This window comes from Pseudomonas sp. lyk4-TYG-107 (genome assembly GCF_030209055.1).
Lineage (GTDB): Bacteria > Pseudomonadota > Gammaproteobacteria > Pseudomonadales > Pseudomonadaceae > Aquipseudomonas > Aquipseudomonas putida_A.
Genome location: NZ_JARVST010000001.1, coordinates 252252 through 277631, shown reverse-complemented (window position 1 = coordinate 277631; position 25380 = coordinate 252252). Strand labels below are relative to the sequence as shown.

The 25380-nt window shown below is 61.8% G+C and carries 29 protein-coding genes; 13 read left to right on the top strand and 16 right to left on the bottom strand.

Translation table 11 applies throughout. The features are described 5' to 3' along the window. The first annotated feature begins 75 nt into the window (after positions 1–75). The 3 genes from QRN61_RS01250 to QRN61_RS01240 all read left to right on the top strand — a co-directional run bounded on the left by QRN61_RS01250 (position 76) and on the right by QRN61_RS01240 (position 2106). The gene (locus tag QRN61_RS01250) at positions 76–888 is read left to right on the top strand and encodes an HDOD domain-containing protein (RefSeq protein WP_171061892.1); all 813 of its coding nucleotides are present in this window, start codon (positions 76–78) and stop codon (positions 886–888) included. 12 nt (positions 889–900) lie between these two features. Then, complete coding sequence (gene mutM / locus QRN61_RS01245; protein ID WP_003229159.1) at positions 901–1713, top strand: bifunctional DNA-formamidopyrimidine glycosylase/DNA-(apurinic or apyrimidinic site) lyase; 813 nt, start codon at positions 901–903, stop codon at positions 1711–1713. 69 nt (positions 1714–1782) lie between these two features. Then, complete coding sequence (locus tag QRN61_RS01240; RefSeq protein ID WP_115985931.1) at positions 1783–2106, top strand: multidrug transporter; 324 nt, start codon at positions 1783–1785, stop codon at positions 2104–2106. A 151-nt stretch (positions 2107–2257) separates the two neighbouring features. On the opposite strand, the gene QRN61_RS01235 is transcribed toward QRN61_RS01240, so the two are convergent. The 5 genes from QRN61_RS01235 to QRN61_RS01215 form a co-directional block, all read right to left on the bottom strand. Continuing rightward, complete coding sequence (locus QRN61_RS01235; RefSeq protein ID WP_003195146.1) at positions 2258–2509, bottom strand: YfhL family 4Fe-4S dicluster ferredoxin; 252 nt, start codon at positions 2507–2509, stop codon at positions 2258–2260. Between the two features lie 102 nt (positions 2510–2611). Next, complete coding sequence (gene coaD / locus QRN61_RS01230; protein WP_003229157.1) at positions 2612–3091, bottom strand: pantetheine-phosphate adenylyltransferase; 480 nt, start codon at positions 3089–3091, stop codon at positions 2612–2614. A 115-nt stretch (positions 3092–3206) separates the two neighbouring features. Continuing rightward, positions 3207–4802 (bottom strand): GMC family oxidoreductase, encoded by a 1596-nt coding sequence (locus QRN61_RS01225; protein ID WP_285373035.1) that lies wholly within the window; start codon positions 4800–4802, stop codon positions 3207–3209. A 119-nt stretch (positions 4803–4921) separates the two neighbouring features. Further along, positions 4922–5467 carry a twin-arginine translocation pathway signal protein gene (locus tag QRN61_RS01220; RefSeq protein ID WP_285373034.1) on the bottom strand — a complete coding sequence of 182 codons (546 nt, stop codon included), beginning with the start codon at positions 5465–5467 and terminating at the stop codon, positions 4922–4924. Positions 5468–5494: 27 nt separating this feature from the next. Continuing rightward, positions 5495–6925: a coniferyl aldehyde dehydrogenase gene (locus QRN61_RS01215; protein WP_285373033.1), complete on the bottom strand. Its 1431-nt coding sequence runs from the start codon at positions 6923–6925 to the stop codon at positions 5495–5497. 145 nt (positions 6926–7070) lie between these two features. On the opposite strand from QRN61_RS01215, the gene QRN61_RS01210 reads away from it, so the two are divergent. Beyond that, entirely contained in the window at positions 7071–7742 is a 672-nt protein-coding gene (locus QRN61_RS01210; RefSeq protein WP_027610562.1) for a TetR/AcrR family transcriptional regulator, read from the top strand. Positions 7743–7774: 32 nt separating this feature from the next. Further along, positions 7775–8629, top strand: a complete 855-nt coding sequence (locus QRN61_RS01205) for a sulfurtransferase (protein WP_285373032.1) — start codon at positions 7775–7777, stop codon at positions 8627–8629. A gap of 111 nt (positions 8630–8740) precedes the next feature. On the opposite strand, the gene QRN61_RS01200 is transcribed toward QRN61_RS01205, so the two are convergent. From QRN61_RS01200 to QRN61_RS01180, 5 genes are all read right to left on the bottom strand, one after another. Beyond that, positions 8741–9580: an AraC family transcriptional regulator gene (locus tag QRN61_RS01200; RefSeq protein ID WP_183784904.1), complete on the bottom strand. Its 840-nt coding sequence runs from the start codon at positions 9578–9580 to the stop codon at positions 8741–8743. Next, positions 9577–10575, bottom strand: coding sequence for a hydrolase (locus QRN61_RS01195; RefSeq protein WP_285373031.1), 999 nt, complete (start codon positions 10573–10575; stop codon positions 9577–9579). The genes QRN61_RS01200 and QRN61_RS01195 overlap by 4 nt, the downstream gene beginning before the upstream one ends. 112 nt (positions 10576–10687) lie before the next feature. Continuing rightward, positions 10688–11293, bottom strand: coding sequence for a 16S rRNA (guanine(966)-N(2))-methyltransferase RsmD (gene rsmD / locus QRN61_RS01190; protein WP_097088957.1), 606 nt, complete (start codon positions 11291–11293; stop codon positions 10688–10690). After that, on the bottom strand, positions 11293–12780 hold the full coding sequence (locus tag QRN61_RS01185; protein WP_285373030.1) for a M16 family metallopeptidase: 1488 nt from the start codon (positions 12778–12780) through the stop codon (positions 11293–11295). The genes rsmD and QRN61_RS01185 overlap by 1 nt, the downstream gene beginning before the upstream one ends. Continuing rightward, a complete protein-coding gene (locus QRN61_RS01180) occupies positions 12773–14128 on the bottom strand; it encodes a M16 family metallopeptidase (protein ID WP_025112091.1) in 1356 nt (451 codons plus the stop codon). Before QRN61_RS01180 ends, QRN61_RS01185 begins: the two co-directional genes overlap by 8 nt. A gap of 344 nt (positions 14129–14472) precedes the next feature. Between QRN61_RS01180 and ftsY the strand changes: the two genes are divergently transcribed. The 4 genes from ftsY to rpoH all read left to right on the top strand — a co-directional run bounded on the left by ftsY (position 14473) and on the right by rpoH (position 18665). Beyond that, entirely contained in the window at positions 14473–16005 is a 1533-nt protein-coding gene (ftsY, locus tag QRN61_RS01175; RefSeq protein ID WP_285373029.1) for a signal recognition particle-docking protein FtsY, read from the top strand. Further along, a complete protein-coding gene (ftsE, locus tag QRN61_RS01170) occupies positions 16002–16673 on the top strand; it encodes a cell division ATP-binding protein FtsE (RefSeq protein ID WP_003229148.1) in 672 nt (223 codons plus the stop codon). The genes ftsY and ftsE overlap by 4 nt, the downstream gene beginning before the upstream one ends. Continuing rightward, entirely contained in the window at positions 16670–17695 is a 1026-nt protein-coding gene (gene ftsX / locus QRN61_RS01165) for a permease-like cell division protein FtsX (protein WP_007964135.1), read from the top strand. Before ftsE ends, ftsX begins: the two co-directional genes overlap by 4 nt. Positions 17696–17810: 115 nt before the next feature. Next, positions 17811–18665 (top strand): RNA polymerase sigma factor RpoH, encoded by an 855-nt coding sequence (rpoH, locus tag QRN61_RS01160; protein WP_003229146.1) that lies wholly within the window; start codon positions 17811–17813, stop codon positions 18663–18665. Between the two features lie 206 nt (positions 18666–18871). On the opposite strand, the gene mtgA is transcribed toward rpoH, so the two are convergent. Next, positions 18872–19594 (bottom strand): monofunctional biosynthetic peptidoglycan transglycosylase, encoded by a 723-nt coding sequence (mtgA, locus tag QRN61_RS01155; RefSeq protein WP_096795764.1) that lies wholly within the window; start codon positions 19592–19594, stop codon positions 18872–18874. 74 nt (positions 19595–19668) lie between these two features. Between mtgA and QRN61_RS01150 the strand changes: the two genes are divergently transcribed. The 4 genes from QRN61_RS01150 (at position 19669) to trmB (ending at position 21910) form a co-directional block, all read left to right on the top strand. Further along, a complete protein-coding gene (locus QRN61_RS01150; protein ID WP_003229144.1) occupies positions 19669–20040 on the top strand; it encodes a DUF423 domain-containing protein in 372 nt (123 codons plus the stop codon). An 80-nt stretch (positions 20041–20120) separates the two neighbouring features. Further along, positions 20121–20321: a sulfur carrier protein ThiS gene (gene thiS / locus QRN61_RS01145; RefSeq protein ID WP_027610571.1), complete on the top strand. Its 201-nt coding sequence runs from the start codon at positions 20121–20123 to the stop codon at positions 20319–20321. Positions 20322–20380: 59 nt separating this feature from the next. Then, positions 20381–21175, top strand: a complete 795-nt coding sequence (locus QRN61_RS01140; RefSeq protein WP_007964131.1) for a thiazole synthase — start codon at positions 20381–20383, stop codon at positions 21173–21175. A 9-nt stretch (positions 21176–21184) separates the two neighbouring features. Next, a complete protein-coding gene (gene trmB / locus QRN61_RS01135) occupies positions 21185–21910 on the top strand; it encodes a tRNA (guanosine(46)-N7)-methyltransferase TrmB (protein ID WP_027610572.1) in 726 nt (241 codons plus the stop codon). Between the two features lie 238 nt (positions 21911–22148). Here trmB and QRN61_RS01130 read toward each other — a convergent pair whose 3' ends face one another. The 5 genes from QRN61_RS01130 to metW are packed head-to-tail and all read right to left on the bottom strand — an operon-like array spanning position 22149 to position 25378. After that, positions 22149–22472, bottom strand: coding sequence for a DUF3392 domain-containing protein (locus tag QRN61_RS01130; RefSeq protein ID WP_003229134.1), 324 nt, complete (start codon positions 22470–22472; stop codon positions 22149–22151). A gap of 29 nt (positions 22473–22501) precedes the next feature. After that, the gene (gene hemW / locus QRN61_RS01125; RefSeq protein ID WP_285373028.1) at positions 22502–23707 is read right to left on the bottom strand and encodes a radical SAM family heme chaperone HemW; all 1206 of its coding nucleotides are present in this window, start codon (positions 23705–23707) and stop codon (positions 22502–22504) included. Continuing rightward, positions 23704–24300: an RdgB/HAM1 family non-canonical purine NTP pyrophosphatase gene (rdgB, locus tag QRN61_RS01120; protein WP_097088966.1), complete on the bottom strand. Its 597-nt coding sequence runs from the start codon at positions 24298–24300 to the stop codon at positions 23704–23706. The genes hemW and rdgB overlap by 4 nt, the downstream gene beginning before the upstream one ends. Beyond that, positions 24297–24731 carry a DUF4426 domain-containing protein gene (locus QRN61_RS01115; protein WP_027610575.1) on the bottom strand — a complete coding sequence of 145 codons (435 nt, stop codon included), beginning with the start codon at positions 24729–24731 and terminating at the stop codon, positions 24297–24299. The genes rdgB and QRN61_RS01115 overlap by 4 nt, the downstream gene beginning before the upstream one ends. Before the next feature lie 26 nt (positions 24732–24757). After that, a complete protein-coding gene (gene metW, locus QRN61_RS01110) occupies positions 24758–25378 on the bottom strand; it encodes a methionine biosynthesis protein MetW (RefSeq protein ID WP_003229126.1) in 621 nt (206 codons plus the stop codon). Between the last annotated feature and the right edge of the window lie 2 nt (positions 25379–25380).

The window sequence follows — 25380 nt, the reverse complement described above, 5'->3', positions numbered from 1 at the left end:
CCTGTCCCAGAGTGTGTACTTATGTCCCAAGAGCTGACCACCGAACAGATTCAACAATCCCTGCAAGGCATCAGCGTGCCCGCGCAGCCGCAGATCATGGTGGATCTGCAGATGGAGCAGTACATGCCCGACCCGGACCTGGAGGTGATCGCCAAGCTGATCGCCCAGGATCCCGGCCTGTCCGGTTCTCTGCTGAAAATCGTCAACTCGCCGTATTACGGCCTGAGCAACAAGATCACTTCGATCCAGCGTGCGGTGAATCTGTTGGGCAGCCGTTCGATCATCAACCTGATCAACGCGCAGTCGATCAAAGGCGAGATGAACGATGACACCATCGTCACCCTCAACCGTTTCTGGGACACTGCCCAGGACGTGGCGATGACCTGCCTGACCCTGGCCAAGCGCATCGGCACCCAGGCCGGCGACGAAGCTTATGCCTTGGGGCTGTTCCACGACTGCGGCGTGCCGTTGATGCTGCAGCGCTTCCCCAACTACATGTCGGTACTGGAAAAGGCTTACGCCAATGCCAGCGCCGAATGCCGGGTGGTGGACACCGAGAACGCCGAGTTCAATACCAACCACGCCGTGGTCGGCTACTACACCGCCAAGTCGTGGCGCCTGCCGGAACACGTCAGCACGGCGATCGCCAATCACCACAATGCGCTGGCGATCTTCAGCGACGAATCCTCGCGCAACAGCCAGATGAAGAATCTGCTGGCGATCCTGAAGATGGCCGAGCACATCTGTGCGTCTTACCGGGTACTGGGCAATCAGACCGAAGACCACGAGTGGAACAGCATCGGCCCGCTGATTCTCGATTACGTCGGTCTGTCGGACTACGATTTCGAAACCCTCAAACAGACGATCCGCGACCTCGGCGCGCATTGATTCGAGAACGTCATGCCTGAATTGCCGGAAGTCGAAACCACCCGCCGGGGCATTGCTCCGCACCTGGAAGGCCAGCGCGTCAGCCGGGTGATCGTGCGGGATCGTCGGCTGCGCTGGCCGATCCCCGAAGACCTCGATGTGCGCCTGTCCGGGCAGCGCATCGTGCTGGTCGAGCGGCGGGCCAAGTATTTGTTGATCAATGCCGAAGTCGGCACGTTGATCAGCCACCTGGGCATGTCGGGCAACTTGCGGCTGGTCGAAGTCGGGTTGCCGGCGCTCAAGCATGAGCACGTCGATATCGAACTGGAATCCGGTCTGGCGTTGCGCTACACCGATCCGCGCCGCTTCGGTGCGATGCTGTGGAGTACCGATCCGCTCAATCACGAACTGCTGATTCGCCTCGGGCCGGAGCCGTTGACCGATCTGTTCGACGGCGAGCGCCTGTTCCAGCTGTCGCGTGGGCGTTCGATGGCGGTCAAGCCGTTCATCATGGACAACGCGGTGGTGGTAGGCGTCGGCAATATTTACGCGACCGAAGCGCTGTTCGCCGCCGGGATCGATCCGCGCCGCGAAGCCAAGAGCATCTCCCGCGCGCGGTATCTGAAGCTGGCGATCGAGATCAAACGCATCCTCGCCGCAGCCATCGAGCGCGGCGGCACCACGTTGCGGGATTTCATCGGCGGTGACGGGCAGCCCGGCTACTTCCAGCAGGAACTGTTTGTCTATGGTCGCGGTGGTGAACACTGCAAGGTCTGCGGTACTGGCCTGCGGGAAGTGAAGCTGGGGCAACGGGCCAGTGTGTTCTGTCCGCGCTGCCAGACCTGAGGCAAAAATCTGAAAAAGTCCTACGGTCTATAGTGAGTTGTCTCACTGTTCAGCCCGAAGGATCGTGCCATGAAGTCCTTGCAAGTCCTGTTTGCCGCACTGCTGCTGTGTTCCAGCCTGGCCGTTCAGGCCGCGGAGCATGGCAGCGGTGATCCGCGCTACACCATCCAGAACCCTCCCGCCTACGCCATGATCGGCGATTTGCTGATTGCCCGACCTTTATTGGTGGTGGCAACGGTGCTGGGTGCGGGGGTGTTTGTGGTGTCATTGCCGTTTACCGCGCTGGGTGGCGGGGTCGGCGATGCGGGGCAGGCGCTGGTGGTGGATCCGGCGAAAGCGGCGTTTGTGCGGTGTCTGGGGTGTACGGGGGAGGGGTTTGAGCAGCGTGAGTGAGCTGATCCGAGATCAGCGGTGTTATTGATGGCCTCATCGCGGGCAAGCCCGCTCCCACAAGGATTTCGGTGTTCACACGATTTGTGTATCACCACACAACCCTGTGGGAGCGGGCTTGCCCGCGATGGCGTCGGAACAGGCGCTGAAGGACTCAGGCCTTGCCGGTAATCTTGCGGTACTTCTCCATCAACTGTTCTTCAGTTTCCGGATGCGCCTCGTCCAGCGGAATGCAATCCACCGGGCAGACCTGCTGGCACTGCGGCTCGTCGTAGTGGCCGACGCACTGGGTGCACAGGTTCGGGTCGATCACGTAGATCTCTTCGCCTTGAGAAATGGCGGCGTTCGGGCACTCGGGTTCGCAGACGTCGCAGTTGATGCAATCGTCGGTGATGATCAGGGACATGCTAACTCCAGCCGGGGCGGCAGGCCCGGGCGCAATAAATCAATGCGCGCAATTGTGCCGCATTGGCGCCCGCAGTGCACGCGGGCGCCGTTTGAACGGTCGTTACTTCTTGAAGCGCAGGGTCAGGGCATCGGCCACGGCCGGGTGCACGAACTTGCTGATATCGCCGCCCAGCGCGGCGATTTCCCGCACCAGCGTCGAGGAAATGAACGAATAACGCTCGGACGGGGTGAGAAACAGACTCTCGACGTCCGGGGCCAACTGGCGGTTCATGTTGGCCAGCTGGAATTCGTATTCGAAGTCCGACACCGCACGCAGGCCACGCAGGAACACATTGGCGTTCTGTTCCTTGGCGAAATGCGCCAGCAGCGTCGAGAAGCCGACCACTTCGACGTTGGGCAGGTGTTTGGTGACCTCGCGAGCCAGCTCAACCCGTTGTTCCAGCGGGAACAGCGGGTTTTTCTTCGGGCTGGCGGCGACCGCAATGATCACGTGATCGAACAGGCGCGAGGCGCGTTCGACCAGATCGCCATGCCCTTTGGTAATAGGGTCGAAGGTACCTGGGTACAACACTCGGTTCATCGCGTCGTCCTGGCGGGAGTCCGTTGGGGAGTCGGATGGTATCGCAGCCGTCCCGGTCGGCCAAGTCGCCTGTTGGGTAAGAAAGCACTATAGACGACGCGATAAACCGGTTTTTTCACGGATTTCTCAGCCGATCGGCGAGGGCAGTCGCCAATTGTGCTGTCAGCCCATACACCGACAATTGCGGGTTGGCGCCAATACTGGTGGGGAACAGCGAGCCATCGTGAATCGACAGATTGCTCAGTTGATGATGCCGGCCAAGGCTGTCGGTAACTGCGTTTTTCGGCTCTTCGCCCATCGCACAACCGCCCATCACGTGGGCACTGCCCAAGCGCGTGCGATACAGCTCAAGGCTCAGACCGTTGATCAGCGTGCGGGCTTCGGCCAGGGTTTTCACGTAGCGCGCATCGGCGTGCATCGGCATTACGGCTTTGGCGCCGCCGGCAAACTGGATCTCGGCCATGCTGTGAAAGGCGCGGCGCAGGCCCTCCCAGGCATAAGGCGAGACTTGATAGTCGAGCACCGGCGAGCCATCACCGCGCAGTTCGACACTGCCGCCGGGGCTGTCCGGGTGGAAACCGTCGCGCAGCAACGCGAGCATCGCGTGGGTGTGCGGCAGGTCGGCCATGTGTTCGGCATTCTGCTGGCCGAAACCGCCGAGCAAGGTCGCGGCCAGTGCCGGTTGCAGCGGTGGCACTTCGAGTTTGTAGCCCATCGGCCCACTGGTGCCGTCCTTCCACTGGAAATGATCCGAGTAGATCGACTGCGGCGCGCCGTAGAACGGGTTGATCACCTCGTCGAAACGCCCGGCGGACATGTTCACCAGATGCAGGAACGTGCGTTTGCCGAGGCGCTGATGCGGATCCGGTGCATCCGAGCGCAGCAGCAGTGCCGGGCTGTTGATGCCACCGCCGGCCAGCACGTAATGCCGGGCCTTGACCGTGATGGTATGGCCGGTCGGCGCGACGCAACGCTCGTCCATCGCCACGCATTGCAGGCCAGTGATCTTGTCGCCACTGATCAGTAGTTTTTCCGCGCGGGCCAGGTACAGCAACTCGCCGCCCTTTTCCAGCGTCGCCGGGATGGTGGTGACCAGCATCGACTGCTTGGCGTTGGTCGGGCAGCCCATGCCGCAGTAGCCGATGTTCCAGCAGCCACGCACGTTGCGCGGGATCACGTGCCAGCTGTAGCCGAGCTGTTCGCAGCCCTTGCGGATCACGTCGTTGTTGGCGTTGGGCGGGACCATCCACGGCGCGACGCCAAGACGCTGTTCCATTTTTTCGAACCACGGCGCCATCTCGGCCGGGCTGTGGCCTTTGACGTTGTGCTCCTTGGCCCAGTGCTCGAGGGTCGGCTCGGGCGTGCGGAAACTCGAGGTCCAGTTGATCAGCGTGGTGCCACCGACCGCACGACCCTGGAGGATGGTGATCGCGCCGTCCTTGCTCATGCGGCCGATGCCTTCCTGATAGAGGCTGCTGTAGGCCTGGTCTTCGAGCATCTTGAAGTCGGAACTGGTCTTGAGCGGGCCTTCTTCGATCAGCAGCACTTTGTAGCCGGCGGCGCTGAGGATTTCTGCCGTGGTGCCGCCACCGGCACCGCTGCCGATGATCGCCACATCGGCTTGCAGCGTCAGGTCGGCGGTCAGCTGTGCGCCGTTGTAGGTTTTCCAGCCACGGGCGAGGCCTTCGCGGAACGGGTCGGGTACGGGCATTGATCAGGTTCTCTTGTTCTTGTTGTTCTTGCGGGTCCCTTCGCGAGCAGGCTCGCTCCCACATTTGCACCGCAGCCCCCTGTGGGAGCGAGCCTGCTCGCGAAGGGCGCGACTCGGTTTCAAACAGTAGGCGGGCCGGGGTAGCCGCAATGGCCCCAGGACTCGGCGCGGGTGTACCAGGCCATCATCACCATCTGCTGCAATGAGCTGTGGCCCATGCGCAGCAGGCTCAATGAACTGTTCTGCCAGCGCTCGAGGAAGTGGCGCATTGCCTCGGGGCTGGCGTTTTCCCAACTGCCCCAAATGCCCGTGAGCGGCCCGCGGGTGACCGCCATGGCCAGCACATCGAACAATTGCCGGGTGAGTTTGAGCATTTCCGGCGACAGGTGATCGAGGCTGTAGTCCAGCGATTTGAGGGTGCCATCGACGGCGCCGGGCATTTTTTCGGCGGCCACGGCGCCTTCGAGCATCACCGGAATCAGCGCGCGCAGAAACAGCAGGTCGCCGTCACGCAAAGTGACGAAGCCATTGGCTGCGACACTCGATGAACAACCACTGAGGCTGGCGCCGAGGCCGGCGGTGGCGAGAAATGCTGTGGCGCCGAGGCTGAATTTCAGCAGGCCACGGCGCGACAGGGCAGGTGTTTCGGTCAGGCTTGGGTGCATTGTTGTTATTACCCGGCGGTGACGAGATTAGCGGATGAACAGCTTCTGGATCAGTTTCTGAATTGACTTGCCGTAAGGCGGGTAAATCAGCTTCGCTGCATTGAAGCGCTGTTTGATCAGCACACCCTTGGCCTTGCTGAAGGTCAGGAAGCCTTCGTGGCCGTGATAGTGGCCCATGCCCGAAGGGCCGATGCCGCCGAACGGCATGTCGTCCTGCGCCACGTGCAGCAGGGTGTCGTTCAGGCACACGCCGCCGGAGTGGGTTTCGTGCAGCACGCGGTTTTGCTCACGCTTGTCGTAGCCAAAGTAGTAAAGCGCCAGAGGACGCGGGCGCTGATTGATGTAAGCAAACGCCTGATCGAGATCCTGATATGGCACGATCGGCAGCAACGGGCCGAAGATTTCGTCCTGCATCACGGTCATCTCGTCAGTGACATTGAGCAGCAGGCTGTGCGGCATGCGCCGGCCCTGGCCCTGTTCGAACAGCGGGATCAGCAGCGCGCCCTTGCTCGTGGCGTCGCTGACATAACCGTTGAGCCGGGCCAGTTGGCGCTCGTTGATGATCGCGGTGTAGTCCGGGTTGTCGGCGAGGGTTGGATAGAAACTTTTGACCACCTGACGATAGGCCTCGACGAACGCGCCGACGCGGTCTTGCGGCACCAGCACGTAATCGGGGGCGACGCAGGTCTGCCCGGCATTCAGGGTTTTACCGAAGGCGATGCGTTCGGCGGCGTCCTTGAGCGGCACGTCGCGGGAGACGATGGCCGGGGACTTGCCGCCGAGTTCGAGGGTCACCGGGGTCAGGTTTTCCGCTGCGGCGCGCATCACGTGTTTGCCGATGCTGGTGGCGCCGGTGAACAGCAGGTGATCAAAGCGCAGACGGGAAAACGCCACGCCGACATCGGCCTCGCCAAGCACCACGCAGACCAGATCTTCGGGGAAAATTCGCCCCAGCAGGGTTTTGAGCAACTGGCCGGTGGCCGGGGTCGATTCGCTGAGCTTGAGCATCACCCGGTTACCCGCCGCCAGTGCGCCGACCAGCGGGCCGATGGCCAGGTACAACGGGTAGTTCCACGGGACGATGATGCCGATTACGCCGAGCGGCTGATACACGACTTTCGCCGACGCCGGTTGAAAGGCCATGCCGACTTTGCGTCGCGACGACTTCATCCAGCCCTTGAGATGGCGGCTGGCGTAATGAATGCCGTGCAGGCTGGGCATCAGTTCGGCGAGCAGGGTTTCATCGGCACTGCGATGACTGAAATCTGCGCTGATAGCGTCAATCAGGGCCTGGCGCTCATCGCTGAGCAACTCGCGCAACGCCTTGAGCCATTGCTGGCGCTGATCTGCCGCTGGCATCGGGTTGGCGGCATAGGCGGCGCGCTGTGCCGCGAACAGCCGATCCAGCTCTTCCAGGGGCTGTTGCAGCGTTTGCAGATAAGCAATGTCGGCAGTCATCGTCGGCTCCGGATTTATTGTAGTGATGACGTTCTAGAGTCTATGCTCTAGAAAGTCAAATGACTTCCCGACACAGCTTTGTTTTATCCAGTTCCGGTTAGGTCGTAAGATGCCCCTCACCGCACTCTGAATTAAAGCTCAAGCCATGGCCCCACGAATAAAAACCAGCGAGCGCATCGTGCAGAACAGCCTTGAACTGTTCAATCAGCAGGGCGAGCGCAGCATCAGCACTAATCACATCGCCGCGCACATGGAGATTTCTCCGGGCAATCTGTACTACCACTTCCCGAACAAGCAGGCGATCATCGCCGTGCTGTTCAGTGAGTACGAGACGCTTGTGGACAGCTTTCTGCGCCCGCCGCAGGGGCGTGCCGCCACCGTCGAAGACAAGCGCTATTACCTCAAGGAGCTGCTGTCGGCGATGTGGGGCTACCGCTTTCTGCATCGCGATCTCGAACACCTGCTCGACAGCGATCCGGACCTGGCCGCGCGCTACCGGCGTTTCTCTCAGCGCTGCGTGATTCAGGGCATGGCGATCTACGAGGGCTTCGTCGCCGCCGGCATTCTCAAGATGGATCGGGTGCAGATCGAATCCCTGACGATCAATGCCTGGATCATCCTCACCTCGTGGGTGCGCTTTCTGTGCACCACCCGGGAAAACTCCAACCACCTCAGCGAACAGGCCATCAAGCGTGGCGTGTATCAGGTGCTGGTGCTGGAAGCCGGATTCGTCACCGATCAGGCCCGCGAAGAGGTGAATGCCTTGTTCGACGAGTTCTACGTGCCGCTGGCCCAGGCCCTCGAGGAAGGGCGCTAAACCCATTTCGAAATCGCTCACAGGAGTCCGCTATGCCGATTGCGCAACTGCTCAGCCCGAATGCACTGGATGCCCGCAAGGAGCAGCCGGGGCTGGTGATTCTCGATTGTCGTTTTGCCCTCGAAGACCCGGACTACGGGCAGCGCAGCTATGCCGAAGGGCACATCGCCGGCGCCCACTTCGCCGACCTTGAGCGCGACCTCAGTGGCAAGGTGGTCAAAGGCGTCACCGGACGTCACCCGTTGCCTGAGCCTGCGGCGCTGATCGAACGTCTGCAAGCCTGGGGCATCCATGCCGACAGCGATGTGGTTTTGTACGACGACGGCCCCGGTGCCTATGCGGCTCGCGCCTGGTGGTTGCTGGCGTGGCTGGGCAAGCGCGATGGCGTGTTCATTCTCGACGGCGGGCTGAAGGCCTGGCACGCGGCGGGTCTGCCGCTGAGTCTGGATGCGCCGTCGGTCAGCCGGGGCAACTTCAGTGGTCAGCCGGACATGAAGCTGCTGCTGAGCGCCGAGCAATTGCACAAGCGCCTCGGCCAGTCAGCGCTGACGTTGCTCGACGCCCGGGCCTTGCCGCGCTTCAAGGGTGAGGTGGAGCCGATCGATCCGATTGCCGGGCACATTCCCGGCGCGCAATGCGCAGCGTTTACCGAAAACCTCGGCAGCGACGGACGCTTCCTGCCAGCAGAGCAGCTCAAGCAACGCTTTGCTGCGAAACTCGGCGAGCGTTCGCCTTCGGAGCTGGTCGCTTACTGCGGCTCCGGGGTGACGGCGTGTCACAATCTGTTCGCGTTGTGCCTGGCGGGGTATCCGCTGGGTTCGTTGTATGCCGGGTCGTGGAGTGAGTGGATCAACGAGCCTTCCAGAGGTATCGCCACGGGCGAATAAAGTCACCATACCCCCAATGTGGGAGCGGGCTTGCTCGCGAAAGCGGTTTGTCAGTCAACCATGATGTCTGCTGAAACATCGCTTTCGCGAGCAAGCCCGCTCCCACAGGGGTTAATCGTCGCCGATAGATTGTCGGGCACTGCGATACGCCGCCGGCCCCACGCCATACACCTGCTTGAACTGCCGGCTCAGATGACTCTGGTCGGCAAAACCCAACTGCATGGCGACTTCCACCGGCAGACAACCACTCTGCAATAAACCCCGGGCCGTGGCGATGCGTTGCTGCATCAGCCAGGTGTGCGGCGGCATGCCGGTGGCGCGGCGGAACACCCGGGCGAAGTGGAAGGGCGACAGATTCACTGCGGCCGCCAGCTCTTCCAGCGACGGCGGCGCAGCGAGTTGCGCATGCAGCAGTTCCTTGGCCATTACCACCGCACGGTGTTCTTTTCCCGGTTTGCCGTTGATCTGCACCGCCGCATGCCGCTGCAACAGCAGCATCATCATCTCGCGCCATACCGTTTGCTGTTGCAGCGCGGTGGCGGGGCTTTCCAGCAAGCGATGCAACTGACAGAAACCGTTGACCAGATCCGGGTCGCGGTACAGCGTTGCGCCGAAGGCCGGCATCGGCGCGGTGGGCAGTTCCAGTTCTTCGAGCAGTGAAACGATCTGTCCGGTATCGGGATAAAACGCCCGGTACAGCCAGCCGTCCTCGGTGCCCTTGTGGCCGGTGTGCAATTCGTCCGGGTTGATCAACACCAGGGTGCCGCTGCCGGCCAGGTGCTCGGCGCCGCGATAGCGATAACGCTGGGCACCGGCCATGATCATGCCGATCACATAACCGTCGTGGACATGCGGGGCGAAGCGATGCTCGATGTAGCGCGCCGACAGCAACTCGACCCCGGCCAGCGGCGCGGTTTGCCAGAACCGGATCGACTCGCCCTGATCGCTCATGACGTCACACGGGCCAGCCATTGCGGGATGCGCCGTTCCAGGTAGTAACCGGGCTGGCGCAACGTGCCATCGACGAAGCCGACATGCCCACCCTTGGCCTGCAGCTCGAACCGGGTGCTGGTGGACAGCTCCTCGGGCGTCGGCAGGCTGTGGGGAAACACGAACGGATCGTCAGCGGCCTGAATGATCAGGGTCGGGGTGCGGATCTCGCCGAGAAAGTAGCGACTCGACGCCCGGCGATAGTAATCCTCGGCATCGGTAAAGCCGTGCAGCGGCGCGGTGACCCGGCCGTCGAAGTCCCAGAAAGTCCGCATGTTCTCCAGCGAGCCGAGCGCCGCCAGAGCCGCCAGGCCATCCTCGCGTCCGTCATGCTGGAACTGGCGTTGCTTGTTCTTGATGTAGGCGACCATCTCGCGCATGAAGTGCGCCTGATAAACCTTGGAAAATCCCTTGCCAATGCGGTCTGCACACTGATCAAGACGAAACGGCACCGACACCGCCACTGCACCGAGCACGCCGCTGTCGCTGCCGGTCTCGCCCAGATGCTTGAGCAACACATTGCCGCCGAGGGAATAACCGACCGCATACAGCGGCGCCAGCGGGCGCTTGGCGCGCAGGTGTCTGATGGCTTCGGCGAGGTCTTCGCTGGCGCCGGAGTGGTAACTGCGCGGCAGCAGGTTGGGTTCGCCGGAGCAACCGCGCCAGTTCAGCGCGACGCTGGCCCAGCCTTGTGCGGCGAGGGCGGCCTGAATTCCGGCGACGTAGGGTGAATTTGAAGAGCCGGTCAGCCCGTGCAATACCAGCACCAGCGGCGCCTCGGCGCTGTGCGGGCCATGCCAGTCGAGATCGAGGAAATCCCCGTCGTCCAGCCACAAGCGTTCACGCTCGCGATCAAGGTGGACGGTTTTGCGCCAGAGCGGCCCCCACAAGGTTTGCAGGTGCGGATTGCCGAGGCCGAAGGCGGGGGTGAAGCGTTCAGTTTCCAGAGGGCACACACCTTTTGTGGCGAGGGAGCTTGCTCCCGCTGGGGCGCGAAGCGGCCCTTTTTTGGGACTGCTGCGCAGTCCAGCGGGAGCAAGCTCCCTCGCCACAGGTTGTTCAATATGTTCAGTTAGCTGCCATACGTTGCCACAACGCGTAGTACACCCGCCCGGATTTCTGCTCGCGGTGCAGGCGCCAGTTGCCCGGCAGGCCCAGCGTCGAAGGCGCGGTCTCGCTTTCAGTGTAGATCCACGAATCCGGCGCCAGCCATTGGCGCTCTTCCAGCAGGGTGCAGACGGCCGGAAGCAGGTTCTGGTTGAACGGCGGATCGAGGAACACCAGATCAAACGGCGTGGCGACCTGGGTTTCCAAATAACGCAGCGCGTCGGCGGTCTGCACCTGGCCGTTGGTGCAGCGCAGGGTGCCGAGGTGTTCCTTCAGGCTCGATACCGCTACGTGGCTGGCATCCAGCGCCTGGCCCATGGCCGCGCCACGGGACAGAGCCTCGAGAAACAGCGCGCCGCTGCCGGCGAACGGGTCCAGCACCTTGGCCCCGGCCACATACGGCGCGAGCCAGTTGAACAGGGTTTCGCGCACGCGATCCGGCGTCGGGCGCAGGCCCGGCGCATCGGGGAAGCTCAGTTTGCGGCTGCGCCATTCGCCGCCGATGATGCGCAGCTGGTTCACACCGTTGTGAACGTTCTGCGCAGGTTTTTTAGGACGAGTAGCCATTAATGCTCCGGAACCCCGAGCGGTTGCTCGGCAGGTTTATCAGATGGGGCCGGTAACGGCTTTTGCGGCACGGTCGGGCCAGCGCTGACGATGACCAGTTTGTCCGTGCTCAGGTGTTTGTTCATCGCGTCTTTGACCTGCTCGACCGTCAGGCTCTGGGACTGACGCATGAAGTCATCCAGATAGCTCAACGGCAGATTATAGAAGCCCATGGCGCCCAGTTGGCCGACGATATCGGCGTTGCTTGCGGTGGACAGCGGGAAGCTGCCGGCCAGCTCGCGCTTGGCGTCGTCGAGTTCTTTCTGGGTCGGGCCGGTCTTCAGATAATCGGCGAGCACGTCCTGCACCAGTTTCAGGGTGCCTTCGCTCATTTCCGCGCGGGTTTGCAGGTTGATCATGAACGGGCCGCGAGCCTGCATCGGGCTGAAACCCGAGTACACGCCGTAGGTCAGGCCACGCTTCTCGCGCACTTCGCTCATCAGGCGCGTACCGAAACCGCCGCCACCGAGGATCTGGTTACCCATCGACAGCGCCGCGTAATCCGGGTCGTCACGGTCGATGCCCAGCTGCGCGAGCAACAGGTTGGTCTGCTTCGACGGGAACTCGATGTGATTGACGCTGGCCTTCGGTTCCTGCGGCTGGGCGATTTTCGCCAGCGCCGGGCCTTTGGGCAGGGCGCCGGAGACCTGATTGGCAATCGCCTCGGCCTCGGCGCGAGACAAGTCACCGACCAGCGCGATCACCACGTTGCCGGCCGCGTAGGCCTTGGCGTGGAATTCACGCAGTTGCGCCAGAGTGATCTTCGGCACGCTCTGCGCATTGCCGTCACTGGAGTGCGCGTATGGGTGATCGCCGTACAAACGCTTCATCAGCTCGAGGCTGGCGAGTTTGCCGGGGTTCTGTTTCTGGTATTCGAAACCGGCGAGCATCTGGTTCTTGATGCGCGCAAAGGAGTCGGCCGGGAAGGTCGGTTTGCCCACCACTTCGGAGAACAGCTTCAGCGCCGGCTCGCGCTTGTCGGCGGCGCTCAGACTGCGCAGCGAAGCCAGCGCCATGTCCTTGTAGGCGCCGTTGCCGAAATCCGCACCGAGGCCTTCGAAGCCTTGGGCGATGGCGCCAACGTCCTTGCCGGCCACGCCTTCGTTGAGCATGGCGTTGGTCAGGACTGCCAGGCCCGGTGCATTGCCGTCCTGACTGCTGCCGGCGGCGAAGATCAGGCGCATGTCGAACATCGGCAGCTCATGGGCTTCGACGAACAGCACCTTGGCGCCTTCGGCGGTGTTCCAGGTCTGCACGTCGAGCTTGCGGCTGGCAGGGGCCTTGCCATCGAGTTCGGCCAGCGATTGCAGCTTCTGGCTGGTCTTGGCGTTGTCCAGTGCTTCGCTGGCGTCGGTTTTGACACCGGGCATCAGATAGAACGCGGCAGAGCCGATCACTGCAATGGCGATCAGGCCGAGCAACAGGCGTGGGGATTTGCGCTCACTCATGAGTCGTCTCCAGTGGCAGGACGTGGGCGACGCTGAGACGTTCGCGGGTGAAATACAGCTTGGCGGCGTTCTGGATGTCTTGCGGGGTCACGCTTTCCAGGTCGGCGAGTTCGGTGTCCATCAACTTCCACGACAGACCGACCGTTTCCAGTTGGCCGATGGCGGTGGCCTGACTGGTGATCGAATCACGTTCGAACACCAGGCCGGCAATCACTTGTGCCCGCACGCGCTCGAGTTCTTCGGCGGACGGTGCGGTGGTTTTCAGCTGTTCCAGCAGTTTCCACAGACCGGCTTCAGCTTGCGCCATGGTCTTTTTCTTCTGGGTGTTCGGCGTCGCCGACAGGGTGAACAGGCTGTCGCCACGGGTGTAGGCGTCGTAGCTCGACGAACCGCCCGAGACCAACTCTTCACCGCGCTCCAGTTGCGTCGGGATGCGCCCGCTGTAACCGCCGTCGAGCAGCGCCGAGATCAGGCGCAGGGCGTTGACCGAGCGCTTGTCTTCAGCAGTGGCAATGCTTGGCACGTTGAAGCCGAGCATCAGGCTGGGAAGTTGGGTCTGCACATGCAGGGTGATCTGGCGCTCACCCGGCTCGGCCAGTTCCAGCGGTTTCTTCGCCGGTGGCACGTCGCGCTTGGCAATCGGCCCGAAGTAGCGTTGGGCGAGGGTCTTCACTTCATCGGGGGTGACGTCGCCGACCACTACCAGCGTGGCGTTGTTTGGCACATACCAGGACTGATACCAGTGGCGCAGCTCTTCGACCTTCATCCGGTCCAGGTCGGCCATCCAGCCGATGGTCGGTGTGTGGTAGCCGCTGGCCGGGTAAGCCATCGCCTTGTAACGCTCGTAAGCCTTGGACATCGGCTTATCGTCAGTGCGCAGGCGACGCTCTTCCTTGATGACTTCGATTTCCTTGGCGAACTCGTCAGCCGGCAGGCGCAGATTGGCCATGCGGTCGGCTTCCAGTTCGAACGCTACGCCCAGACGGTCGCGGGCCAGCACTTGGTAATAAGCGGTGAAATCGTCGCTGGTGAAGGCGTTTTCTTCGGCGCCCAGGTCGCGCAGGATCAGCGAGGCTTCGCCGGGACCGACTTTCTCGCTGCCCTTGAACATCATGTGCTCAAGCGCGTGGGACAGGCCGGTCTGGCCCGGAGTTTCGTAGCTGGAACCGACCTTGTACCAGACCTGCGACACCACCACCGGCGCGCGATGGTCTTCGCGCACGACGACCTTCAGGCCATTGTCGAGGGTGAATTCGTGGGTCGGTTGCGGGTCGGCCGCCAGGGCCGAAAGGGGCAGGCAGACTGTGCTGAGCAGCAGGCCTGCAGCGCGGCGGGCTAGAGCATTCATTCGTTTTTTAACCTGTTGGGCTGCCCGCTTGGTCTTAGCGTCGGCGGGCGAGAGGGTGCTAGGATACTGATCCGTTTTACCGGCGACCACGCCTATCAGGTTTTCAGGCCTGATGCGGTTGTATAGGTTGGCGGCAGAAAGCTGCGGTTTATCGACTAGACTTCGCTTTTTCGCCGATTTTGCCGGTTTAGTCCTTCGTTAATACGAATCTTTGGGGTGCCGCTGGCGCCTCGACAAAATGTTGCGCGTGAACAAGCTGGATGAAACACAGTCTGTTCTGCATCGAATATTTATTTGCCGGGGCGCCCTTATGGCGCGTCGCTACCGTGAGATAGCCGTCCTCCATGTTTGGTTCCAACGACGACAAGAAGACCCCAGCTGCGGCTGGCGAGAAGAAAAGCCTGTTCGGATGGCTGCGTAAGAAACCGCAGGAACCCGTCGTCGAACAGCCGCCCGCGATTCCTGAACCGGCTCCGACGCCAGCGCCTGCTATAGAAGAAGAGCCGGCGCCGATTGTGCTGCCGATTGCCGAGCCGGTGCTGCAACCGGTCGAGCCCGAGCCAGAACCTGAAACCCCGGTAGCGGCCGAGCTGCCACTGACGCCGGCGGCCGAGCCGTGGCTGACCTTGCCGGTGGCGGAAGAGCCGGTGGCCTTGGTCGAAGAGGCTGCGCCGCATGTGACGCCGCCGATTCCTGCACCTGCCGCGTTCGTCCCTGAAGTCGCTCCGGCGCCATTGGTTGAGCCGGTTGTCGAGCCTGCGCCGGTTGTTCCCGAGCCAGAGGCCCCGGTGTTCGTTGCCCCTGTTGCGCCGGTCGTTCAGCAGCCCGAGCCTGCACCTGCACCTGCACCTGCACCTGCACCTGCACCGGTCGTCGTTGCTCCGGTGGTGCCGGCAGAAGTGGTTGCTGAAGCGCCAGTGGAAGCCCCGCGCAGCGAAGAAACCAAAGTCGGCTTCTTCGCCCGCCTCAAGCAAGGCCTGTCGAAAACCAGCGCCAGCATCGGCGAGGGCATGGCCAGCCTGTTTCTCGGCCGTAAAACCATTGATGACGACCTGCTCGATGAGCTGGAAACCCGTCTGCTGACCGCCGACGTCGGTGTCGAAGCCACCACGCAGATCATCCAGCGCCTGACCCAGAAGGTCGCCCGCAAAGAACTGGCCGACGCCGACGCGCTGTACAAGTCGTTGCAGGCCGAGCTGGCGGCGATGCTCAAGCCGGTCGAGCAGCCGCTGAAAATTGCCTCGCAGAACAAGCCGTTCGTGATTCTGGTGGTCGGCGTCAATGGCGCTGGCAAGACCACCACCATCGGAAAACTGGCGAAGAAGCTGCAACTGGAAGGCAAGAAAGTCATGCTCGCCGCCGGTGACACCTTCCGCGCCGCTGCCGTTGAGCAGCTGCAGGTCTGGGGCGAGCGCAACAAGATCCCGGTGATCGCCCAGCACACCGGCGCCGACTCTGCTTCGGTGATCTTCGACGCCGTGCAAGCCGCCAAGGCCCGTGGCATCGACGTGTTGATCGCCGACACCGCCGGTCGTCTGCACACCAAAGACAACCTGATGGAAGAGCTGAAGAAAGTTCGCCGGGTGATCGGCAAGCTCGACGCCGACGCACCGCACGAAGTGCTGCTGGTACTTGATGCCGGCACCGGTCAGAACGCGATCAACCAGGCCAAGCAATTCAACCAGACCGTCGAACTGACCGGCCTGGCGCTGACCAAGCTCGACGGTACCGCCAAGGGCGGGGTGATTTTCGCCCTGGCCAAGCAGTTTGGTCTGCCGATCCGCTACATCGGTGTCGGTGAAGGCATCGACGATCTGCGTACCTTTGAAGCCGAACCCTTTGTCCAGGCACTGTTTGCCGAACGGGAGCGTTCATGATTCGTTTCGAACAGGTCGGTAAACGCTACCCGAACGGTCACGTCGGCTTGCATGAGCTGAGCTTTCGAGTCCGTCGTGGCGAGTTTCTGTTTGTCACCGGTCACTCCGGTGCCGGTAAGTCCACGCTGTTGCGCCTGTTGCTGGCGATGGAGCGTCCGACCAGCGGCAAACTGCTGCTGGCCGGGCAGGATCTGAGCACCATCAGCAACGCGCAGATTCCGTTCCTGCGTCGGCAGATCGGCGTGGTGTTCCAGAATCACCAGTTGCTGTTCGATCGCACGGTGTTCAACAACGTCGCGCTGCCGCTGCAGATTCTCGGCTTGTCCAAGGCCGAAATCGCCAAGCGCGTCGATTCGGCGCTGGAGCGCGTGGCGCTGTCGGATAAAACCGATCTGTACCCGGGCGACCTGTCCACCGGTCAGCAACAGCGCGTCGGCATCGCCCGCGCCATCGTCCACCGTCCGGCCCTGCTGCTGGCGGACGAACCGACCGGTAACCTCGACCCGCGTCTGGCGGCCGAGATCATGGGCGTGTTCGAAGACATCAACCGCTTGGGCACCAGCGTGCTGATCGCCAGTCACGACCTAGCCCTGATTGCGCGCATGCGCCACCGCATGCTGACTCTGCAACGCGGCCGACTGATCGGCGACGGGGAGGCCGGCGTATGAGTGCGACACGCAGTCCAAAGGTTTCCGAGCGCGTGGCCCCGAAAGCCGCCGACCCGCAACCGCCAAAGAAGAAAAAACACGACGATGACGACGGCCCGGACTTTTCCACCCTGTTGCGTTCGTGGATCGAAAGTCACCGTGCCAGCCTGCTCGACAGCCTGCGGCGCCTCGGCAAGCAGCCGATCGGCAGCTTCTTCACCTGCATGGTGATGGCTGTGGCGCTGAGCCTGCCGATGGGTTTGTCACTGCTGATCAACAACGTCGAGCGTCTCGGCGGTTCGTGGCAGCGTGCGGCGCAGATTTCGCTGTACCTGCAGCTGGATGCCACGCCCGCGCAGGGTGAATCGTTGCGCGAGCAGATCAAAGGCATGCCCGGCGTCGCTGATGCCGAATATGTCGGTCGTGATCAGGCGCTGGAAGAGTTTCAGCAGCAGTCCGGTCTGGGCGAAGCCCTGCGCGAGCTGCCGGAGAACCCGCTGCCGGGCGTGGTGCTGGTGACCCCGAACGAGGTCGACAAGCCGACTCTGGAAGCATTAAGACAAAAACTTTCCGAGCTGCCGAAGGTACAACAGGCGCAACTTGATCTAGTCTGGGTCGAGCGTCTGGCCGCCATCCTCAAGCTCGGTGATCGTTTCGTCTTCGGTCTGACGGTGCTTTTGGTGTCTGCATTACTTTTGGTGATAGGCAATACCATTCGTCTTCATATTGAAAACCGCCGCACAGAGATAGAAGTGATTAAACTCGTCGGCGGCACTGACAGCTATGTACGGCGCCCCTTCCTTTATATGGGCGCGTTGTATGGCTTCGGTGCGGGGGTTCTGTCCTGGGGTGTGCTGGCGTTCGGCCTGAACTGGCTGAACGACGCGGTGGTTGGACTGGCCGGCTTGTACGGCAGTGATTTCGCGCTGGCCGGAGTGCCAGTTGCCGACGGTCTGTCGCTCTTGCTTGGCGCGGTGCTGTTGGGTTATATCGGTGCATGGATTGCAGTCGCACGTCATCTCAGGGAGCTGGCGCCGAAGTAGAATCTTTTTTGCGCGTGATTGACCTTGCGGTTTTTTTGGGAACTTGTACTTGAATTCCCGGTCAATTTTTCGCAGTGCCGAGAGGCACGAGTATGTAAGTGGGAGGTTTTTTCGCATGACCAATTCTTTGCAACCTGCGTACGCGTTGGTTCCGGGTGCGAACCTGGAAGCCTATGTGCACACCGTCAACAGCATTCCATTGCTGACGCCGGAGCAGGAGCGTGAACTGGCCGAGAGTCTCTACTATGAGCAGGATTTGGGGGCGGCTCGGCAGATGGTGCTCGCCCACCTGCGATTTGTCGTACACATTGCCCGTAGCTATTCCGGCTACGGTCTGGCTCAGGCTGACCTGATCCAGGAAGGCAACGTCGGTCTGATGAAGGCGGTAAAACGCTTCAACCCGGAAATGGGTGTGCGTCTGGTGTCGTTCGCCGTGCACTGGATCAAGGCGGAAATTCACGAGTTCATCCTGCGCAACTGGCGCATTGTGAAGGTCGCGACCACCAAGGCCCAGCGCAAGCTGTTCTTCAACCTGCGCAGCCAGAAGAAACGTCTGGCGTGGCTGAACAACGAGGAAGTCCACCGTGTGGCGGAAAGCCTCGGCGTCGAACCACGTGAAGTGCGTGAGATGGAAAGTCGCCTGACCGGCCATGACATGGCCTTCGACCCGGCTGCAGAAGCTGACGACGACAGCGCTTTCCAGTCGCCGGCCAACTACCTGGAAGACCACCGGTACGACCCGGCGCGTCAACTGGAAGATGCCGACTGGAGCGACAACTCCAACCACAACCTGCACGAAGCGCTGGAAGTGCTGGACGAGCGTAGCCGCGACATCCTCTACCAGCGCTGGCTGGCAGAAGAGAAAGCCACGCTGCACGACCTGGCGCAGAAGTACAACGTGTCGGCCGAGCGGATCCGTCAGCTCGAGAAGAGCGCGATGAACAAGCTCAAGTTGTCGATCGCCGCATAACCGGCGCTCAGGCAAACAAAAACGCCCCGATCAGCGATGATCGGGGCGTTTTTTTATGCGCCTATGTCAGGGCAGCATTAATCCCTGTGGGAGCTGGCTTGCCAGCGATGGCGTCGAGTCAGTCATGTAGATGGTGGCTGAACCACCGCTATCGCGGGCAAGCCCGCTCCCACAGGGATTTTCAGTGTCTACAAGAACAGTGAGGGCTATCGAGACCACGGCGCCCGGCGCGAATCATCAAGCCCCAGCAGGTAACTGGTCCCACCCAGCTGGCTCATCTGCTGGCGAATCCACCCGGCCCGGCGCGATACATAGGCCGTCGGATGGCTGGCGCTCCACACTCGCGGGTTAGGCAGCACCGCCGCCAGATAACTCGCCTGCTGACGCGACAGTGACTTGGCGCTGACACCAAAGTGATGGCGTGCTGCGGCTTCGGCACCAAACACCCCGTCATCCCACTCGACGCTGTTCAGGTAAACCTCAAGAATCCGCTGCTTGGGCCACAACACCTCGATCAGTGCAGTAAACCAGGCCTCCAGGCCTTTGCGCAGATAGCTGCGCCCCGACCACAGAAACAGGTTCTTCGACACTTGTTGGCTCAAGGTGCTGGCACCGCGAATCGAACCGCCGAGTTCGTTGTGGGCCAGCGCAGCCTGAATCGCGCCGAAGTCAAAACCCCAGTGCTCGGGAAACTTCTGATCTTCGCCGGCCATGACCGCGACCTTGAGGTCGTCGGAGATCTCGTCCCACGGCTTCCAGGTGCGCTGCAGGTCAATCGGCTCGCCGTCGACCCAGGATTCGATCTTGCGCTCGACCATCAGCGCCGTGCCCGGCGGTGGCACGAAGCGAAACAGCAACACCAGCAATACACTGCCGCCCGCGAACCAGAGCAGGGCCTTCGTGAGACGACGCAAAAGTGAACGCAGCATAGAGATGGCTTGGCCGAACCGATAGAGCGGGCCATTATACAGACCCTGCCGAACGAGTCTGACTGGAGTTCCACATGCTGCGTGGCTTTCTGATGCTGGCCGCTTTCTTTGGTTTTACCGGTGTGGGCCTTGGCGCCTTCGCCGCGCATGGCCTGAAGAGCCGCCTGACCCCCGAGTATCTGGCGATTTTCCACACCGGCGTGACCTATCAATTGGTGCACACCCTGGCGCTGTTCGGTGTGGCGCTGCTGGCCACGCAGATTCAGGGGCGGCTGGTGACCTGGGCCGGCATTTCGTTCGCCGTCGGCATTCTGCTGTTCTCCGGGAGCCTGTATGTGCTGACCACCACAGGTATCAGCAAGCTCGGCATCATCACTCCGTTCGGCGGTCTGGCGTTTCTGGTTGGCTGGCTGTGTCTTGGACTTGCCGCCTGGCGCCTGCAGTAAACCGCTTGACGCTTGGTGCTGACCTTTAGGTCATGATCGGGCTAGAATGCCACCCCCTAAAAATGATGGCGGCCAGGCGCATGCGCATTCAGTTGAACGGCGAATCCCTTGAACTGCCCGACGGTGAAACCGTTGCGGCCCTGATTGCCCGTATGGACCTGACCGGTCGCCGGGTGGCAGTCGAACTCAATCTGGATATCGTCCCGCGCAGCCAGCATGCCGACACCGTGCTCAACGACGGCGACAACGTCGAAGTGGTGCACGCCATCGGCGGCGGCTGATCGCCGGCCCGCAAGGGCACAGAATTCTGCAAGACCCTCACCCCTAAAGAGGATTCCCCATGAGCATCGTTCGCAGCGACAAGCCTTTTGTTCTGGCCGGTCGTACTTACCAGTCGCGTTTGCTGGTCGGTACCGGCAAGTACCGTGACATGGAAGAAACCCGTCAGGCCATCGAAGCCTCGGGTGCCGAGATCGTCACCTTCGCCGTGCGCCGTACCAACCTCGGCCAGATCGAAGGCGAGCCGAACCTGCTCGAAGTGCTGTCGCCCGATCGCTACACCTTCCTGCCGAACACCGCCGGTTGCTACGACGCTATCGAGGCCGTGCGCACCTGCCGCCTGGCCCGTGAGCTGCTTGATGGTCACAACCTGGTGAAGCTGGAAGTGCTGGCCGACCAGAAAACCCTGTTCCCCAACGTGATCGAAACCCTCAAGGCCGCCGAAACGCTGGTCAAGGAAGGCTTCGACGTGATGGTTTACACCAGTGATGACCCGATCATCGCTCGCCAACTGGCGGAAATCGGCTGCATAGCGGTCATGCCGCTGGCCGGTCTGATCGGTTCCGGTCTGGGGATCTGCAACCCGTACAACCTGCAGATCATCCTCGAAGAAGCCAAGATTCCGGTGCTGGTGGATGCCGGTGTCGGTACCGCCTCCGACGCCACCATCGCCATGGAACTGGGCTGTGACGCGGTGCTGATGAACTCGGCCATCGCCCATGCTCAGCAACCGGTGATGATGGCCCAAGCCATGCAACACGCGATCGTCGCAGGCCGCTTGGCCTACCTCGCCGGCCGCATGCCGAAAAAACTCTATGCCAGCGCCTCTTCGCCGCTGGATGGTCTGATCAAGTAAGAGCCATTGATGACTGAATCGAACGACACGCCTATCCAGACGGAAGAGGGCGACGAGCGCCAACACCGCCGCATCAAGAGCTTCGTGATGCGCGCCGGGCGCATGACCGAAGGCCAGCAACGGGGTCTGGACCAGGGCGCGCCGCTGTACGTGCTGCCGCTGGCCGACGCGCCGGTGGATTACGATCAAGTGTTCGGCCGTTCGGCACCGCGCTCGCTGGAGATCGGTTTCGGCATGGGCCACTCGCTGTTGGAAATGGCTGCGGCGGCGCCGGATCAGGACTTCATCGGTGTTGAAGTGCACCGTCCGGGTGTCGGCGCGCTGCTCAACGGCGTGCTGACTCAGGGCCTGACCAACCTGCGGGTCTACGATTGCGACGCGATTGAAGTGCTCAACCGCTGCATCGCCGACAACAGCCTCGATCGCCTGATGCTGTTCTTCCCGGATCCATGGCACAAGAGCCGTCACCACAAGCGTCGTATCGTTCAGGCGTCCTTCGCCGAACTGGTGCGCAGTAAGCTGAAGGTTGGCGGCATCCTGCACATGGCCACCGACTGGGAGCCGTACGCCGAGTACATGCTGGAAGTGATGAACGTCGCCCCGGGCTACCGCAACCTCGCCGAAGACGGCAAATGCGTACCACGCCCGGCCGAACGCCCGATCACCAAGTTCGAACGCCGCGGCGAACGTCTTGGGCATGGCGTGTGGGATCTGAAGTTCGAGAAAATCGCTTAAGCAACATGCAATAAAAACGGTGGGAGCGAGCCTGCTCGCGAAAGCGGTCTGACATTCAACGATGAGGTTGAATGTTAAGACGTCTTCGCGAGCAGGCTCGCTCCCACAGTTGTTTTAGGTCTACGGTGCAAGCGGTGTAGGAGCTGCGGCACGCTGCGATCTTTTGATTTTGATTTTTTAAGATCAAAAGATCGCAGCGTGCCGCAGCTCCTACAGTTGTTTTGGGTGTGCTGAAAGATCAGCGGCGGTCAGCGACTACGCCGATAAGCACCAGCACCACCAGCAACACCGGCGCCAGGCTGTAGTTGTTGAACTGGCTCAGGCCCTTGACCACCCATGGCGTCGCATAGATCAGCGCAGCGCCGCTGCCGATCACGCAAAGCAGGGCCATCAGCGGTACGCGCAGGGCGCCGGCGATGCTGCCCAGGCGTTGCTCGACCCAGCCTTTGAAGTCGGCGCCGAACAGCACCAGCAGGCAGCCCACCAGCGCCAGGGCGATTTCCGAGAGGTTGCTGCGGCTCCAGCGGGACACGGTGGCGAGCAGATCGAGTATCAAATCCATGCGGTTTTCCTTGGAGCGGCCGTTAGGGCTCAGCTCAGAAATTTCTGCAGCAAGTCGTTGAGAAACAGTTGTCCGCGATCGGTGGCCGCCAGACGTGACGGTTCGACCTGCATCAGGCCACTTTGTTCGGCCTCGCGGCGGTGTTCGGCGAGACTTTCCAGCGGCAGGCCGGTGCGTTCGGGATACAGGCGTGATTCCACCCCGGCAGTCAGGCGCAGGGCGTTCATCAGGAACTCGAACGGCATCTCGTCATTGCTCAGGGCTTTCTCGCCGGCCTGGAAACTCTTGGCCGGGTTGAGATAGTCCTTCGGCAAGCGCGTCTTCCAGGTGCGCACAATGCGCCCGTCCGGATGACTGAGCTTGCCGTGGGCGCCAGCACCGATGCCGATAAAGTCGCCGAAACTCCAGTAATTGAGGTTGTGCCGCGCCGGCCGCCCGGGCTGGGCATAGGCCGAGACTTCGTATTGCGCGTAACCGTGCGCGGCGAGCAGCGCTTGCCCGGCTTCCTGAATGTCCCACAACGTGTCGTCTTCCGGCAGCACCGGCGGCTGGTTCCAGAACACCGTGTTCGGCTCCAGTGTCAGCTGATACCAGGAGATGTGCGTCGGTTTCAGTTCGATGGCCTGACGCAGGTCGCTCAAAGCATCGTCCAGCGACTGATCGGGCAAGCCGTGCATCAAGTCGAGGTTGAAGTTGTCGAACCCGGCCTGACGCGCCATTCCCGCCGCGCGCACCGCTTCGTCGCCGTTATGGATGCGCCCGAGGGCTTCGAGTTTCTGCTGCTGGAAGCTCTGAATGCCGATCGACAGGCGATTGATCCCGAGCTTGCGATACGCAACGAACTTCTCTTGCTCGAAGGTGCCGGGATTGGCTTCCAGGGTGATCTCGATGTCGTGGGCGAACGGGATGCGCTGCTCGACGCCTTTGAGCAAGCGCCCGAGGGCTTGCGCGCTGAACAGGCTCGGCGTACCGCCACCGAAGAAGATCGAACTGATTTCACGGCCATACACCGCGTGCAGGTCCTGATCGAGATCGGCCAGCAACGCGTCGACGTATTCCTCTTCCGGTAGCACCGGGCTGGCGGTGTGCGAGTTGAAATCGCAATACGGGCATTTGCGCACACACCACGGAATGTGGATGTACAGCGCCAGAGGCGGCAGCACAGGCAGCGGCGCCCGAGGCGAAGAGGCGGCGCCGCCGATGATCAGCGACGACGCGGGGTGGCTGTCGGTCATTTCAGGCCCAGACGCTGGCGCAGCAGATCCATTGCACGGGCGCGGTGGCTGATCTGGTTCTTGTCGGCCGGGCTCAGTTCGGCGCTGGACATTTCACGCTCCGGCACCCAGAACAGCGGGTCGTAGCCGAAACCGTGCTCGCCGCTGGCGGCGGTCAGGATGCGCCCGTGCCACAGGCCTTCGCAGAGGATCGGCAGCGGATCATCGGCATGCCGCACCAGTGCCAGCACGCAGACGAACTGCGCGCCGCGCTCGGCTTGCGGCACGTCTTTGAGGGCCTCGAGCAGTTTGGCGTTGTTCGCCGCATCGCCCTTGCCGTCGGCATAGCGCGCCGAGTAGATGCCCGGTGCACCGCCGAGGAAATCCACCGCCAGACCGGAATCGTCGGCCAGCGCCGGCAGGCCGGAGATGCGCGCGGCATTGCGCGCCTTGAGGATCGCGTTCTCGACGAACGACAGACCGGTTTCCTCCGGTTCGACCTTGCTCCATTCGCCGATCGAGCGCAGTTGCACCGAGTCGCCGAGCATGGCCTGGAGTTCCTTGAGTTTGCCGGCGTTATGGCTGGCCAGTACGAGTTGCGTGAGGTTCATCATTCGCCGGGAAAGAGTTCTTGGTTGAAGTTGATGGTGTTGATCTTGTCACCGTTCTGCACCTTGATTTCAAAGGTGCGGGTTTCCTGCTGCTCCACCGGGTACTGGGCGATGTAGTAGATCGCGCCCTGTTCGGTGACCTGGCGGAAGTTCAGCGGCACGCTCTGGCTGGTCAGGTCTTTGACCGTGCCGGTGACGTTGGCGATCAGCGGTTTGCCGTCCTTGATCACCGAGACGTTGATCACGCCCTGGTTCTTGCTGCGGATCAGCTCGGCTGCTTTGGCGATGTCGGGTGTCAGGAAGGTCGAGTTGAAAGTGTTGTAGTGCACGGTAACGTCGCCGAACACTTCCTTGCGTTCGCCCTTGATGGCATCGGCGGCCACCGCCGACAGACTCAGGCAGGCGGCCAATAGCACAGTAATCAAGCGACCCATGATCGTTCTCCTCGAAATGTCGTGGTTCAGACCGCGACCCGATGATCTGCAAGCACCGGGCTGCTGACGCGGTAGATACCAATCTCACCTAACAGATTAGGCCATAGCTTACTGGCCCACCCGTGACGGTGCTGTTGATCCACGGCAAGCCGATCAATGACCTTCGCATCACGTTCGCGACAAAGTTCTTCAAAGTCTTCGAAGGTGCAGAAGTGAATGTTCGGCGTGTTGTACCAGGTGTACGGCAGAAACTCCGACACCGGCATCCGGCCCTTGCTTGCCAGATACCAGCGGCAGCGCCAGTGCCCGAAGTTGGGGAAGGTGATGATGCACTGACGACCGACCCGCAGCATCTCGTCGAGGATCTTGTCCGGGTAGTGCACGGCTTGCAGGGCCTGGGTCATGACGACGATGTCGAAACTGTTGCTGGCGAAGTTGCCCAGCCCCTTGTCCAGGTCCTGCTCGATGACGTTGATGCCCTTGGCCACGCACTCGGCGATGTTGTCGGCGTCGTTTTCCAGGCCATAACCGGTGACGTTCTTGTTGTCGCGCAGCCAGGTCAGCAACTCGCCGTCGCCGCAACCGAGGTCGAGCACGCGGCTGCCAGCGGGGATCCATTCCTGGATGATTTCCAGATCAGCTCTCATGG

Bases quoted from the DNA above. Each gene is read 5' to 3' on its own strand.
- mutM (WP_003229159.1), top strand. From the start codon at position 901: ATGCCTGAATTGCCGGAAGTCGAAACCACCCGCCGGGGCATTGCTCCG.
- QRN61_RS01240 (WP_115985931.1), top strand. From the start codon at position 1,783: ATGAAGTCCTTGCAAGTCCTGTTTGCCGCACTGCTGCTGTGTTCCAGC.
- QRN61_RS01235 (WP_003195146.1), bottom strand. From the start codon at position 2,509: ATGTCCCTGATCATCACCGACGATTGCATCAACTGCGACGTCTGCGAA.
- coaD (WP_003229157.1), bottom strand. From the start codon at position 3,091: ATGAACCGAGTGTTGTACCCAGGTACCTTCGACCCTATTACCAAAGGG.
- QRN61_RS01225 (WP_285373035.1), bottom strand. From the start codon at position 4,802: ATGCCCGTACCCGACCCGTTCCGCGAAGGCCTCGCCCGTGGCTGGAAA.
- QRN61_RS01220 (WP_285373034.1), bottom strand. From the start codon at position 5,467: ATGCACCCAAGCCTGACCGAAACACCTGCCCTGTCGCGCCGTGGCCTG.
- QRN61_RS01215 (WP_285373033.1), bottom strand. From the start codon at position 6,925: ATGACTGCCGACATTGCTTATCTGCAAACGCTGCAACAGCCCCTGGAA.
- QRN61_RS01210 (WP_027610562.1), top strand. From the start codon at position 7,071: ATGGCCCCACGAATAAAAACCAGCGAGCGCATCGTGCAGAACAGCCTT.
- QRN61_RS01205 (WP_285373032.1), top strand. From the start codon at position 7,775: ATGCCGATTGCGCAACTGCTCAGCCCGAATGCACTGGATGCCCGCAAG.
- QRN61_RS01200 (WP_183784904.1), bottom strand. From the start codon at position 9,580: ATGAGCGATCAGGGCGAGTCGATCCGGTTCTGGCAAACCGCGCCGCTG.
- rsmD (WP_097088957.1), bottom strand. From the start codon at position 11,293: ATGGCTACTCGTCCTAAAAAACCTGCGCAGAACGTTCACAACGGTGTG.
- QRN61_RS01185 (WP_285373030.1), bottom strand. From the start codon at position 12,780: ATGAGTGAGCGCAAATCCCCACGCCTGTTGCTCGGCCTGATCGCCATT.
- QRN61_RS01180 (WP_025112091.1), bottom strand. From the start codon at position 14,128: ATGAATGCTCTAGCCCGCCGCGCTGCAGGCCTGCTGCTCAGCACAGTC.
- ftsY (WP_285373029.1), top strand. From the start codon at position 14,473: ATGTTTGGTTCCAACGACGACAAGAAGACCCCAGCTGCGGCTGGCGAG.
- ftsE (WP_003229148.1), top strand. From the start codon at position 16,002: ATGATTCGTTTCGAACAGGTCGGTAAACGCTACCCGAACGGTCACGTC.
- ftsX (WP_007964135.1), top strand. From the start codon at position 16,670: ATGAGTGCGACACGCAGTCCAAAGGTTTCCGAGCGCGTGGCCCCGAAA.
- rpoH (WP_003229146.1), top strand. From the start codon at position 17,811: ATGACCAATTCTTTGCAACCTGCGTACGCGTTGGTTCCGGGTGCGAAC.
- mtgA (WP_096795764.1), bottom strand. From the start codon at position 19,594: ATGCTGCGTTCACTTTTGCGTCGTCTCACGAAGGCCCTGCTCTGGTTC.
- QRN61_RS01150 (WP_003229144.1), top strand. From the start codon at position 19,669: ATGCTGCGTGGCTTTCTGATGCTGGCCGCTTTCTTTGGTTTTACCGGT.
- thiS (WP_027610571.1), top strand. From the start codon at position 20,121: ATGCGCATTCAGTTGAACGGCGAATCCCTTGAACTGCCCGACGGTGAA.
- QRN61_RS01140 (WP_007964131.1), top strand. From the start codon at position 20,381: ATGAGCATCGTTCGCAGCGACAAGCCTTTTGTTCTGGCCGGTCGTACT.
- trmB (WP_027610572.1), top strand. From the start codon at position 21,185: ATGACTGAATCGAACGACACGCCTATCCAGACGGAAGAGGGCGACGAG.
- QRN61_RS01130 (WP_003229134.1), bottom strand. From the start codon at position 22,472: ATGGATTTGATACTCGATCTGCTCGCCACCGTGTCCCGCTGGAGCCGC.
- hemW (WP_285373028.1), bottom strand. From the start codon at position 23,707: ATGACCGACAGCCACCCCGCGTCGTCGCTGATCATCGGCGGCGCCGCC.
- rdgB (WP_097088966.1), bottom strand. From the start codon at position 24,300: ATGATGAACCTCACGCAACTCGTACTGGCCAGCCATAACGCCGGCAAA.
- QRN61_RS01115 (WP_027610575.1), bottom strand. From the start codon at position 24,731: ATGGGTCGCTTGATTACTGTGCTATTGGCCGCCTGCCTGAGTCTGTCG.
- metW (WP_003229126.1), bottom strand. From the start codon at position 25,378: ATGAGAGCTGATCTGGAAATCATCCAGGAATGGATCCCCGCTGGCAGC.